Origin of the sequence: Bradyrhizobium sp. PMVTL-01 (assembly GCF_051861855.1) — a bacterium.
In the GTDB taxonomy this organism is placed as follows: domain Bacteria; phylum Pseudomonadota; class Alphaproteobacteria; order Rhizobiales; family Xanthobacteraceae; genus Bradyrhizobium.
In genome coordinates this window covers 3,085,566-3,098,693 of the sequence record NZ_CP193982.1, presented here as the reverse complement: position 1 = coordinate 3,098,693, position 13,128 = coordinate 3,085,566, and the positions used below count along the sequence as shown (strand labels likewise).

9 protein-coding genes are annotated in these 13,128 nt (G+C 67.0%); 3 read left to right on the top strand and 6 right to left on the bottom strand.

The genetic code is table 11. The features are described 5' to 3' along the window. Positions 1-131: 131 nt before the first annotated feature. Entirely contained in the window at positions 132-602 is a 471-nt protein-coding gene (locus tag ACRQ5Q_RS14125; RefSeq protein WP_439398411.1) for an acyl-CoA thioesterase, read from the top strand. A gap of 13 nt (positions 603-615) precedes the next feature. Here the strand turns inward: ACRQ5Q_RS14125 and ACRQ5Q_RS14120 are convergent, their stop codons facing one another. Continuing rightward, positions 616-936: a 2Fe-2S iron-sulfur cluster-binding protein gene (locus ACRQ5Q_RS14120; RefSeq protein ID WP_018642875.1), complete on the bottom strand. Its 321-nt coding sequence runs from the start codon at positions 934-936 to the stop codon at positions 616-618. 172 nt (positions 937-1,108) lie between these two features. After that, a complete protein-coding gene (locus tag ACRQ5Q_RS14115; RefSeq protein ID WP_439369307.1) occupies positions 1,109-1,483 on the bottom strand; it encodes an Hpt domain-containing protein in 375 nt (124 codons plus the stop codon). Positions 1,484-1,879: 396 nt separating this feature from the next. Here ACRQ5Q_RS14115 and ACRQ5Q_RS14110 point away from each other — a divergent pair, with 396 nt between their 5' ends. Next, entirely contained in the window at positions 1,880-7,663 is a 5,784-nt protein-coding gene (locus ACRQ5Q_RS14110; RefSeq protein ID WP_439398409.1) for a negative regulator of septation ring formation, read from the top strand. Positions 7,664-8,011: 348 nt separating this feature from the next. Here ACRQ5Q_RS14110 and ACRQ5Q_RS14105 read toward each other — a convergent pair whose 3' ends face one another. The 3 genes from ACRQ5Q_RS14105 to ACRQ5Q_RS14095 are packed head-to-tail and all read right to left on the bottom strand — an operon-like array spanning position 8,012 to position 10,807. Continuing rightward, positions 8,012-8,884: an MlaD family protein gene (locus ACRQ5Q_RS14105; protein WP_439369309.1), complete on the bottom strand. Its 873-nt coding sequence runs from the start codon at positions 8,882-8,884 to the stop codon at positions 8,012-8,014. Positions 8,885-8,900: 16 nt separating this feature from the next. Then, positions 8,901-9,671 (bottom strand): ABC transporter ATP-binding protein, encoded by a 771-nt coding sequence (locus ACRQ5Q_RS14100; RefSeq protein WP_439369310.1) that lies wholly within the window; start codon positions 9,669-9,671, stop codon positions 8,901-8,903. 2 nt (positions 9,672-9,673) lie between these two features. After that, the gene (locus ACRQ5Q_RS14095) at positions 9,674-10,807 is read right to left on the bottom strand and encodes an MlaE family ABC transporter permease (protein WP_439369311.1); all 1,134 of its coding nucleotides are present in this window, start codon (positions 10,805-10,807) and stop codon (positions 9,674-9,676) included. A 143-nt stretch (positions 10,808-10,950) separates the two neighbouring features. Between ACRQ5Q_RS14095 and dgcA the strand changes: the two genes are divergently transcribed. Further along, entirely contained in the window at positions 10,951-11,946 is a 996-nt protein-coding gene (gene dgcA, locus ACRQ5Q_RS14090; RefSeq protein WP_439398408.1) for an N-acetyl-D-Glu racemase DgcA, read from the top strand. Here the strand turns inward: dgcA and ACRQ5Q_RS14085 are convergent. After that, positions 11,916-13,112 carry an MFS transporter gene (locus ACRQ5Q_RS14085; protein ID WP_439398406.1) on the bottom strand — a complete coding sequence of 399 codons (1,197 nt, stop codon included), beginning with the start codon at positions 13,110-13,112 and terminating at the stop codon, positions 11,916-11,918. The two genes, dgcA and ACRQ5Q_RS14085, sit on opposite strands and share 31 nt — an antisense overlap. Positions 13,113-13,128: the final 16 nt, after the last annotated feature.

The following is a 13,128-nucleotide window of genomic DNA, read 5'->3' as shown; positions in this document are numbered from 1 at the left end:
TGACCCTGCCTGTCTAGCCAACGGGGATGGAACAGGGAAGGCATAAAAGCGGGATCGCCCCGGCGCCGCGCCCACTTGCCGGGCCAAAATAACTGGGCTGTAACGAGGATGGATATGACGGAGATCAATCGGTGAACGCACCAGCCCGCCTCGACACGACGCCGCGCCTTGAGGACTTTCCGTTTCGCCTCAGTGACAATGTCCGCTTCGGCGACCTCGACCCGAACCAGCACGTCAACAATGCGGTGTACGCCACCTATTTCGAGACCGGCCGTGTCACGCTGATGAAGCTTCCCGAATACGGGCTGACCCCGCCGGGCTTCGCCTGGATCATGGTGCGGCTCGACATGCATTTCCGCGCCGAGCTGCACTGGCCGGGCACGATCGAACTCGGCCTCGGCGTCGTGAAGCTCGGACGAACGTCCGTGACCTTCGAGCAGGTCGTGTTTTCGAACGGGAAGTGCATTGCGTCCGCGACCTCCGTCGGCGTGCTCCTCGACGAGGCGACGCGGCGACCCGCGCCGCTGACCGAAGAGGTGATCGAGAAGTTCAGACCCTGGCACAAGGGCGGCATCGAGGTCGCGCCGCCGAGCAGCTCGTAACAGCGAGGGACGATCAGGCCTGACGCTCCGGCGTCGCCACGACCAGCCCGTCGAGGTCGTCCGAGACCTTGATCTGGCAGGACAGGCGCGAGTTCGGGCGCACGTCGAAGCCGAAATCGAGCATGTCCTCTTCCATGGGCGTCGGGCTGCCGACCTTCTCGCGCCAGGCTTCGTCGACATAGACATGGCAGGTCGCGCAGGCACAGGCGCCGCCGCATTCGGCTTCGATGCCGGGAATGCTGTTGCGGATGGCGGCTTCCATCACGGTCGCGCCGTTCTCGATTTCCACCGTGCGGGTTTCGCCCTTGTGGTCGACAAAGTGAATCTTGGCCATGTGTGCTCGTGCTGCCGCGATGTTGGGAATGAAGGAGGGTCCGGGCTGTCCTATAACGGGTCGGTTAGCCCGGCGCCATAGCGTTTTCGAGCGGCGTGGATCCGCCTCGCGCGCAGAAAACGCGCCGATCAAACGACGAGTGCGCAGGTCCCATATTTGCGGGGACGCCGGCCTAATGCTTCAGGATCGCCGCGATCGCGGCACGGACCTCGGCCACCGCCTCTTTCAGCGCGGCCAGGGCATGCGGCCGGTCGTGACCGGTTCGGATCGCCGTCTCGAGGCTGGCGGCTGCATTGGCCACCGCAAAGGCGCCGACGCCGCGGGCCGAACCCTTGAGCTTGTGCGCGAGCGCGCCGGCCTCGGCCGGCAGCGCCGTCATCGCCGCGAGCAGGCGCACGGCCTGCTCGGCGAACATCGCGAGCACTTCCTGTTCCAGCTCGGCGTCGCCGAGCGTCATCCGGGAGAGGTGGTCGAGATCGAGCGGGCTGTCGATGGGCGCAAGCGGGGGCGAGGGCATCCAGTCCATCCGTTGCAGTTCAGGCGTCATGATGCTGGCCCCGGCAGCGCGCGATGGTCCGCCGGTCCGGCGGTACGGTACGCCCCACCCAAGCACGAGAATGGTTAACGAAATGTTTGCGCCGATTTACGCAAATCCGCCCGCTTATTGACAAAAAGTTGCCGCAATCGACCGAGTTCCGTGGGGAAATCTGTTGATTACTAAGGCGTTACGCCACGATCCTGTTAACGATGATTAAGATTGTCTTAATCGCGGGCATTTCATTCGCGACGCTCTGCCAATAGGATGTTGCGGAAATTGGCGGACAAGCCGTCCGGGTGGGGACGGCTCGGAGATCCGCATAAGCGGCATGATCCGGTCGGTGGGCTTGCGTAGCGCGCAGGGCTCGCGGGGGGCGTGTACAAGTAACGAGGGCTCGGACTGAATATGGCGAACACCCCCAAGAAGGTCAAAGACCCCACAGAAGTTGCGCTTTCTGCAATCCAGGAAGCCCTGAACATCAGCGATACCGCCGCGGACGCCAGCCGCAATGCCACGATGCGCAATGAAACGGCGCCTTCAGTGCCGCCGCCGGCGCCCCCGGCCTTCGACGAGCCAAGCTTCGAGCCGCACCCCGCTGCCAACGAACGGTCGACCGTGTTCGACCCGGTCGAGGAGCCGCGCACTGTACGCCGCGCTGCCAATGACGACCGCGAGACCATCGGCCAGTTGCTCCAGGCGCTTCAGAAGGGCCGCCCTGCCCGTAGCGTCTACACCTTCGCCACCATCTTCGCCGGCGTCTGGCTCGCCGCCTGCGCGGCGCTGACGGTCGGCTTCCTGCCCTCGATCCAGGCCGCCATGGGCCAGAGCGGCGGCGTCCTCGTCATCGCCGGCCTGATCGCGATGTTCTTCGCGCCGATCATGCTGTTCTACTTCCTGGCGAGCCTCGTCTGGCGCGGCCAGGAAATGCGCATGATCGCGCAGGCGATGGCGCAGGTCGCGATCCGCTTCTCCGAGCCCGAAGGCTCGGCCTCCGATTCCGTGGTCACCGTCGGCCAGGCCATCCGCCGCGAGGTCGCGGCGATGGGCGACGGCATCGAGCGCGCCATTGCGCGCGCCGGCGAGCTCGAGACGCTGGTCGCCAACGAGGTCGCCGCGCTGGAGCGCGCCTATACCGACAACGAAGTGCGCATCCGCGCCCTGCTCCAGGACATCGCGCATCAGCGCGACAATCTGGTCGGCCAGGCCGAGCAGGTCCGCAGCGCCATCTCCGGCGTGCAGATCGATCTGCGCCACGACATCGCGCTGATCTCGGACGCGATCGCCTCGCGGGTCGACGAGGTCGCCAAGTCCATCACCGGCGCGCTCGAAGAGCGCGGCGCCCACATCACCAGCGCCTTGAGCAACGCCGGCGACAACATGATCCTGGCGCTCGGCGAGCGCGGCGGCGACCTGCTCGACCGCCTCGAGGAAGCCAGCAACGAGACCACGCGCGCCGTGCTCGACGCCAGCGAGCGGCTGACCACCAGCCTCAACTTCAAGACCGGCCACGTCCACGACGAGTTCGTCGACCTCGCCGACCGCGTCCACGAGATGCTGAACGAGCGCATCGACCGCATCACCGGCGAGTTCGAGCAGCGCTCCGCCGCGATCGTCGACGGCATCTCCGAGCGCACCGAGCAGGTGCACGACAGCCTGAAGAACTCGTCGGACTCGCTGCTGCTCGAGCTCGAGCTGCGCTCGAACGACATCTCCGCCAAGATCGACGACGCCGGCAGCCGCCTCGCCAACCAGATCATGACGAGCGGCGACAAGGCGAGCGAGGCGCTCGACGCCACCGTCAACACCCTCGTCGCCAAGGTCGTGAGCCAGACCGAGACTGCGCACGACTCGCTGTCGCTGCAGATGAGCGCCTTCGACGAGCTGGTGAAGAACCAGGGCACCGAGCTGGTCGAGAAGTTCGCCCGCGACTCCGGCACGCTGGGCGCGCTGATCACCCGCCACATCTCCGAGTTCGACCGCACCGTGAAGACCTTCGGCGGCGAGATCGTCGAGCGCATGGGTCAGCGCACCCAGGACATCCACGAGTCGCTGAAGACCTACGTCGACAATTTCGACACCCGTTTCACCTCCAGCGGCGGCGAGATCACGGCCCTGCTCGATCAGCGGCTGGTGCAGTTCGAGACCACGATCGGCGAACGCGTCAACCATCTCGATGCCTCGCTGAACGGCAAGATCGCCGGCCTCGACGGCACGATCGAAGGCCACATCAAGACCTTCGACAACCAGCTCGTCGGCCGCGTCGCCGCGCTCGAACAGTCGTTCGACAGCCGCGCGAAGTCGATGACCGAGACCATCGACGGCCGTCTCAACACGCTCGCGGCGTCGCTCACCGACGGTGCCGCACAGGCGATCCAGTCGATCGACTCGCGCCTCACCCACCTCACATTGTCGCTCACCGACGGCGCCTCGCACGCCATCGAGACGATCGATTCGCGCCTCAACCAGCTCACGAGCTCGCTGACCGATGGCGCGTCGCAGAGCATCCAGTCGATCGACTCCCGCCTGACCCACCTCACGACGACACTGACGGGCGGCGCGACGCAGGCGCTCGAATCCATCGACTCCCGCCTGACCCACCTCACGACGACGCTGACGGGCGGCGCGACGCAGGCGCTCGAATCCATCGACTCCCGCCTCACCTATCTCACCACCGCCGTCACCAACGGCGCCTCGCAGGCCGTGCAGTCGATCGACACGCGCCTCACGCTGCTGACCTCGACGCTCACGGACGGCACCGCCCAGGCGATCGAGGCGGTCGACCGCCGCATCACCGGCGTCACCGAGATGATCAACGGCCGCAGCACGCACCTGACCGACACGGTCACGGCGCGCTTCCAGGACATCCAGCAGGCCATCGAGACCAAGGTCGGCTCGGTCGCGAGCGACATCGACGTGCGCGTGGCGCAGTTCGAGGACCTGCTCGGCTCGCGCGTCGAGGCCGTCGCCGGCCGCATCGAGAGCAGCGGCCGCCGGGCCAGCGAGGACATGATGTCCCGCGCCGAGATGATCTCGACCGCGATCCGCTCGCACGTCGAGGACGCCGAGCGCTCGCTCACCAACCTCGTCGTCAACACCAGCGAGACGATCCAGACCGGTGCGCGCACCGCTCAGCAGTCGCTGATGACGGTCTCCTCCGACGTCAACGCCCAGCTCAAGATGACCGCAACCGAGGTCGAACACGCGCTGACCGCGGTCGGCACGGGTGCCGCCAACTCGATCCTCTCCAGCGCTCGCGAGGCGCAGTCGACCCTGGTTGCGGCCTCGGGCGATGCGTCCAGCCAGATCAAGGGGCTCGCGGCCGACGTCGAACGCACGCTGTCGGCGGCCGGTTCTGCCACCGCAGCCTCGATCCTGGCCGGCGCCCGCGAGGTGCAGACCACGCTCGTCACCGCGTCCTCGGATGCGGCCAACCACGTCAAGACGCTCACCGCCGACGTGCAGCGCTCGCTGTCGATGGCCGGCGCCTCGACGGCGGAATCGATCACGGCCGGCGCCCGCGATGCGCAGACCGCGCTGATCGCGGCCTCGACCGAGACCGCCAACCAGATCAAGGCGCTGTCCTCTGACGTGCAGCGCTCGCTCTCGATGGCGGGCACCGCGACGGCCGAGACCATCATGACCGGTGCCCGCGAAGCCCAGAGCACGCTGGTCACGGCGTCCTCGGATGCGGCGAGCCAGGTCAAGTCGCTCGCGGCCGAGGTGCATCGTTCGCTCTCGCAGGCGGGACAGTCCACCGCCGAGACCATCACCACCAGCGCCCGCGACGCCCAGAGCACCCTTCTTGCTGTCTCCGCAGAACAAACCGGCCAGGTCCGTTCGCTCGCGGCCGAGATGCAGCGCGCGCTGGCGACCGCCGGCGGCGCCACCATCGAGGCGCTGACCAGCGGCGTGCGCGAGGCCCAGGGCACGCTGATCTCCGCCTCGACCGACGCGGCCAGCCAGATCAAGTCGCTGACCACGGATATCGAGCGCACGCTGACCGCGGTCGGCGCCGACACCGCCTCGACCATCCTCAACAGCGCGCGTGAGGCGCAGACCTCGCTGACCTCGACCTCGGCGGATGCCGCGAGCCAGATCCGCACTATCTCGACCGAGATCGAGCGCGCCCTGAGCGCGGCGGCCGCGAACGCGACCAATGACATCCAGAGCAGCGCGCTCAACGCCCAGAATGCGCTGATCTCCGCCTCCAACGAGGCGAGCTCGCGGGTCAAGTCGAGTTCGGCCGACATCGAGCGCTCGGTGCTCGCCGCCAGCTCCAGCTTCGGCCAGGCCATGACTGGCAAGACCGACGAGATCGTCACCTATGTGCAGCAGCAGGCCGACCGCCTGTCGAACATGATCGACGCCAAGCGCGGCGCGCTGGTCGATGCGATCGGCTCCAAGACCAGCCAGCTCACGCTCGACATCGATCGCGTCACCTCCGACGCGCTGAAGTCGATCGAGACGCGCGGACATGCGTTCTCGCAGACCATGATGGGCAACGGCTCGGAAGTCGCCCGCACCATCAATGCGGCGAGCGAGATCGCCACGAGCGCGGTCGGCAAGTCGCTCAAGGACCTCGAGCAGGCCTCGCGTTCCGCGATCGACCAGTCGCGCCAGGTCTCCATCGCGGCCGTCACCGAGATGCAGGAGACCAGCAAGATCCTGCGCACCGATACGGTCGCCCTCTTCGAGCGTCTGCGCGAAGGCAACATCCTGCTCCAGGAGGTGCTGACCGGTGCGCACGACAACCTCAACTCGCTCGAGCGGGCGCTGGTGACGCGCGTTGCCGACTTCGTCTCGGCGATGAACGATGTCACCTCGCGCAACGGCGCGGCGACGCAGAACCTGGAAGACCAGCTCAACGTCTTCAACAGCAAGACCACGAAGGCGCTCCAGGATCTCGGCGAGCTGTCGACCCAGTTCGACAAGCACGGCAAGGCGCTGGTCGATGCCGCGCAGGTCGTGGAGCAGAGCAACAAGAACACCACCGCCTCGCTCGCCGAGCGCAAGCAGGCGCTGGAATCGCTCGTCACCACGATCGACCTGCGCACGGCCGATCTCGACCAGCGGCTGTCGCGCTTCACCGGCCTGCTCGACGAGTCCTTGGCCGCCGCCGAAGAGCGTGCGCGCGACATCGCCCGCGTCGTCGCCGAGACCGCCGGTGCAGGCTCGGCCGCGATCACCCGCCAGTTCGAGGCGGTGCGCGCGGCGTCCGAGGAGGAGCACCGCCAGACCATCGAGGCGATGCACGACATCTACCGCCAGACCACGGACGAGGCGGATGCGATGTTCAAGCAGTCGACCGAGAAGTTCACCAACCTCGTCTCCAGCATGAAGCAGATGGCGCTCGAGATGCACAACGAGCTCGAAGCCACCCGCAACGAGCTGCGCCGCGGCGTTCTGGAGATGCCGCAGGAGGCCGCCGAGAGCACTGCGCAGATGCGCAAGGTGATCGTGGACCAGATCGAGGCCCTCGCCGAGCTCAACCGCATCGTTGCCCAGCACGGCCGCGGCCTCGACGTCACCACGACCGGCCGCGCCTCCGTCGCCGTCCAGCGTCAGGAAGAGCCGATCATGGCGTCTGTCGGCGGCCGGGTGACCGAGACCCGCATGCGCGACACCGGCAGCGCCTCGACGCTGCCGCCGCCAGACATCGGCATGCCCGCGCCCTCGCGCCGCGCCGAGACGCCGCCGGTTGCGCCCGGCAACAACGACCAGGGCCGTGACGGCTGGCTGTCGGATCTCCTGAACCGCACGGACGCCAACCAGGGCGCTCCGAACGGCCGTGAGGCTTCCCGTGGCCGTGCTGCTGCCCCTGCACCGCAGCCGCAGGCCCCGCAGAACAGCGGCAATCCGCTGGAATCGCTGTCGCTCGACATCGGCCGGCTGATGGACCGCAACCTCGCCGCCGAGATGTGGGACCGCTATCAGCGCGGCGAGAACAAGGCCTTCACCAAGCGCCTCTACACGCCCGCCGGCCAGAAGGCCTTCGACGAGGTCGCCCGCAAATACCGCGCCGACCGCAACTTCAAGGGTACGGTCGACCGCTACGTCGCCGAGTTCGAGCGCCTGCTCGACGAAGTCGCCCGCGACGGCCGCGGCCCGCAGGAGCTGCGCGGCCACCTGACCTCGGAGACGGGCCTGGTGTACACCCTGCTCGCGCATGCGGCAGGCCGGCTGGGGTAAGCGGCGGATATCAACGAATAGCGAATGAAAACGGAGGCCTCGCGGCCTCCGTTTGTTTGGAGCGGCGTCACCACCCCAAGACCAGCGTCATTGCGAGGAGCCCTTGCGACGAGGCAATCCAGATTGCCTCCGCAGAGACAGCTGGATTGCTTCGCTTCGGTCGCAATGACGGCGGAGAGAGGCCCCGGATTGCGATGCGCTCCATCCGGCTACGAAGGCAGCGCACGCTCTCTCCATGTCGTCATTGCGAGGAGCGAAGCGACGAAGCAATCCAGACGCTGCCTCGGAGAGAGTTGCCGTTGCAGCTCGCTTCTCTTCGTCTCCCACAGGGGACAAGGGAAGAGAACGCTACTGCCGCCTGCGCTCAGGTGCCGCCGGCTTCGGCGGCTCGGGCGGCGGAGCGGCTTGCGACGAGTTGCTGGCTCCGAACAGCACGCGGGTCGGGTTGCGGTCGAAATTGTTCACGGCGCGGCTGATGTCGCCGAGGGTGCGGCGGCCGTCGGCCATCAGCGCGCCGGAGCGCTTGTCGAAATCGTCGGCGAGCTCGCGGATCGACTTCACCGCCTGGAACAGCTCGCCACCGTCCTTGCCGCCGGCGAGCGTGTTGAGGCCGAGCATGAGGTTGTCGGCCTTGAGCATGACGCCGTCGACCTTGGCCATCACGCCGTCGATCTTCTCGGAATTGCGCGCCAGCGAGTTGGTGAAGGTCTCCAGATTCCTCAGCGAGTTCTTCACCGATTCCTGATTGTCGGCGACGATCTTGTTGATGTTCTGCAGGGTGGCGCGGATCGCCTCGGTGACGTCCTGCAGCTTGTTGGGGTCGGCCGTCAGCGTCGGGATGCCGTCCTCGTCCAGCGGCGGCGGCGGAGCCGTCTCCTCGCCGCCCTTGAGCGAGATGGCGGCAACGCCGGTGAGGCCCTGGAATTCGAGGCCGACCAGGGTGTCCTTGCGGACCGGGGCGTTGTTCTCGATCATGGCAAGTGCGACAACCCGCCGCGGGTTGTCGAGCTTGACCGAGACCACCTCGCCCACCCGGATACCGTTGAAGTTGACGCTGCCGCCGTTGCGCAGGCCCGCTGCCGGGCCCTCGAACACGACACGCAAGGGGCTGCGCTGCTTGGTGGTGTGCAGCGACTGGAACCAGAGCACGAAGCCGATCGCAGCGGCGATCACCGCCAGCGTGAACGATCCGATCAGGACGTAATTCGCCCGCGTTTCCATCAGGTGCTCCGGCTACTCAACTCATGACCGCACGGGCGCGCTTGCCATGGAAATACTGCCTCAGCCAGGGATGCTGCGAGGCCTGCATGTCGGCGATCGACCCGGCCGCAATGATCTTACCGTTCCCTAAAACGGCGATGCGGTCGCAAGCGGTGTAAAGGCTGTCGAGATCGTGGGTTACCATGAAAACGGTCAGACCCAAAGTGCGCTGGAGCGTCCGCACCAGCTCGTCGAAATCGCCCGCGCCGATCGGATCGAGACCCGAGGTCGGCTCGTCCAGGAACACGAGGTCCGGATCGAGCGACAGCGCGCGCGCCAGTGCGACGCGCTTGATCATGCCACCCGAGAGCTCCGATGGAAAACGCTCGGCAACTTCCGGCTTGAGCCCCACCATGGCGAGCTTGGCCATGGTGATCTCGTCCATCAGCCGCTGCGAGACGCGCAAATACTCGCGCATCGGAAACTGGATGTTCTGCCGCACGGTCAGCGAGGAAAACAGCGCGCCCTGCTGGAACAGCACGCCCCAGCGCCGCTCGACATTGCGTCGCTGCGAGGCGCTTGAGGAATCCAGATCGACGCCGAACACCTCAATGCTGCCCGCGACCTTCGGCACGAGGCCGATGATGGTGCGCGTCAGCACCGATTTGCCCGCGCCGGAAGGACCGACGAAGCCCAGGATCTCGCCGCGCTTGACGTCGAGGTCGAGCCCGTCGAGCACGCGCGTTGAGCCGAACTGCACGGTGATGTCGCGGACGCGGATGATGGGATCTTGAATCTCGCCAGCCATCGTCACATTCCGATCGAGGCGAAGAAGATGGCGAACACGCCGTCCATGACGATGACGAAGAAGATGCCCTTCACCACCGACGCCGTGGTGTGCTGCCCGAGCGATTCCGCGCTGCCCTGCACCGCAAGCCCCTCGACGCAGGCGACGATACCGATCACCGCGGCCATGACCGGCGCCTTCACCATGCCGACGATGAAATGGTCGATCGAGATCGCATCGCGCAGGCGCAATAGAAAAGCTTCGGGATCGACCCCGCCATAGAGCCAGGCGACGAGGCCGCCGCCGTAGAGCGCAGCCATCGCGCCGAGGAAGGCGAGGATCGGCAGCGCCAGCACCAAGGCCAGCATGCGCGGCAGCACCAGCACCTCGATCGGATCGAAGCCCATCGTGCGCAGCGCGTCGATTTCTTCCCGCATCTTCATCGAGCCGAGCTCGGCGGTGTAGGCGCTGCCCGAGCGGCCGGCCACCATGATCGCGACCAGGAGCACGCCGATCTCGCGCAAGACCAGCACGCCGAGCATGTCGACGACGAAGATGTCGGCGCCGAAGCGGCGGAAGTGGAAAATGCCCTGCTGCGCGATGATGCAGCCGATCAGGAAGGTGATCAGCACGATGATCGGCACCGCGCGCCAGCAGACCTGCTCCATGTGGTGGACGGTCGAGGTCAGGCGGAACGCGCGCGGGTGGATCAGCACACGAAAGCCGGCCGCCAGCACCGCGCCGAGCATGTCGATCAGGCCTGCCACGGTGCCGCCGACGCCGGCCACGGCGCGGCCGATCTGCTCCAGCATGCCGGTGATGGTGATCGTCGAGGTCTCGACCACGGGCGTCGCCCGGACCCGCCGCACCTCGTCGACAAGGCTCGAATAATTCGCCGAAAGCCCCGCGATCTGTGCCTCGACCGCGCCTTGCGTCAGGCTGCGGCGCAGCCGTTCGATCAGCCAGGCGCCGAACGTGTCGAGCTTGGCGACCTCGGAGACGTCGATGAAGATGCTTTGCGGACCGCCGGCGAGCTTCTCGGCATCCGCCACCATCCGCTCCAGGACCGGCGCGAAGCTCGCGGTCCAGGTCCCGGTGGCGCAAAGTGCCAGCGCGTTGCCCTTCGCAATCCGTTCCAGCTTGGGATCGCTGTTCAAGATGTCCGCTCCCGCGCCGGAGCGCAAGAAACAGATGAATTCAGATAGTTGCGCACGCGCCCTTCCCCAGAGAAGGTATCCCCAAGTGGTTCATGTTAGTTGTTACAGGTAACCAGCAGGTTCAGATTTCGCCAGAGTTCAAAATGACTTCCAGCGAGGTTCCGGCACTTCAGGCGCGAATCGAGCGCTTTCCCATTGCCGGCAGTTTCACGATCAGCCGGGGCGCCAAGACCGAGGCAGTCACCGTTGTGGCCGAAGTGAGCCATAATGGCCTCATCGGCTACGGCGAGTGCGTGCCCTACCCTCGCTACGGCGAGACGCCCGAGGCGACCCTTGCCGCCATTGAGGCCATGCAGGACGCCGTGGCCGGCGGCCTGACCCGCCAGGCCCTGCAAGGTGCCATGCCCCCGGGCGCCGCCCGCAACGCGCTGGATTGCGCGCTGATCGACCTGGAGGCCAAGGCGGCCGGCGAGCGGGCCTGGAGCCTGCTCGACCGCCCGGCCCCCGTCGAGCGCACCACGGCCTACACGATCTCGCTGGGCACGCCCGACGCCATGGCAGCGGCCACCGCCAAGGCGGCGCACCGGCCGCTGCTCAAGATCAAGCTCGGCGGCGACGGCGACCCGGAGCGCATCGCGGCCGTGCGCAAGGCGGCACCGGAGTCCGAGCTGATCGTCGATGCCAACGAGTCCTGGACCGAGGCCAATCTGGCGCACAATCTCGCCGCCTGCGCGGCCGCCGGCGTCACCCTGGTCGAGCAGCCGCTGCCATCAGGCAAGGACGAGGCGCTGGCACGGATCAGGCGGCCGCTCGCGGTGTGCGCCGACGAGAGCGTGCATGACCGCTCTTCGCTCGCGCCCTTGCGCGAGCGCTACGACGCGGTGAACATCAAGCTCGACAAGACCGGCGGCCTCACCGAGGCGCTCGGGATGGCCGATGCCGCGCAGGCGCTCGGCTTCGAGATCATGATCGGCTGCATGGTCGCGACCTCGCTGTCGATGGCCCCCGCCATGCTGGTGACGCCGCAGGCGCGCTTCGTCGATCTCGACGGCCCGTTGCTGCTCGCACGCGACCGCGATCACGGCCTGCGCTATGACGGCAGCCTGGTCTATCCGCCGGACGCTTCACTCTGGGGATGAGCGTTGAGCCGGTGCCGCGCCGACCAGATCAGAAGCGCGCCGCCCGCGGCCATCGCCGCCATCACATAGTACAGGCCATCGCCGATGCGGGCGTAGATCGCGCCTGACGCGATCGATGTCGTCGCACCCAAGAGCCCGCTGCATGCGGCGTAGTAGCCCTGCCCCCGCGCGAGCTGATGCGACGGTACGCGCTGCACCAGGAGGTTCATGGTGCCGACGATGGTCATGCCGAAGGTGAGACCGTGGCCGAGCTGCACGATGGCGAGCAGCGCCAGCGGCGGCTCGTTGGCGGTGACGATCCAGCGCACCACCGCGCTCAAGCCGCCGATCGCCATCATCGTGGACGGGTGCAGCAGGAAGCGCGCCGACAGCGCGAACACGACGATCTCGGCGATCACGCCCAGCGTCCACAGTCCCGCGATCGTCAGTCCGCCGAGACCGTGAAGCTGCCAGTTGATGGCTGAGAAGGTGTAATAGGCGACGTGGCTGCCTTGGATCAGCGCCGCCGAGGCGATCAGCGCCCAGAAGCCCGCATCGCGCAGCAGCGCGGTGTCGGCCCTCGTCTCGACGCTCTTGCGCCTGACGTCGTCGAGCGGCTGCAGCAGCAGGCTGGCGAGCACCGCAACGGCCGCCCAGGCCACGATCACCCAGATCAGGTCACGGCCGGCGATGACGTCGACGAGATAGCCGCAGGCGAGCGAGCTGGCGGCGAACGCCGCCGAGCCCCACAGCCTGAGGGGTCCGTAGTCGAGCCCGTAGCGCGCGACACCGCGAAGCGCATAGGCATCGGTGAGCGGGGTTGACGGCGTCCACATCATGCAGGTGAGCGCGTAGATCAGGAACAGGGCGAGCGGCTGCTGCTGCAAGCCCACGACCGCAAAGCCGATCGCGGTCGCCAGTACCGACACCATCATGCCGGCGCGAATGGCATGGCGCTTCTCGGCAAAGGCGGTGAGCTGCGGCAACGTGGTGAAGCGCGTGATCGCCGGCAGCGCATTGATGAGGCCGATCCAGGCCGCGTCGACGCCGATCGCCTTCAGCCAGACCGGGAAGAACGGCAGCTGCGTGCCCGTCACCGCGAACAGCGCCGAATAGAACAGCGCCAGACTCACTGCGAATCGCCGCTTCACGGCGGCTGGCGTGGGGATTTGTGATTCGGACTGCATCAAACCAATTGCGATT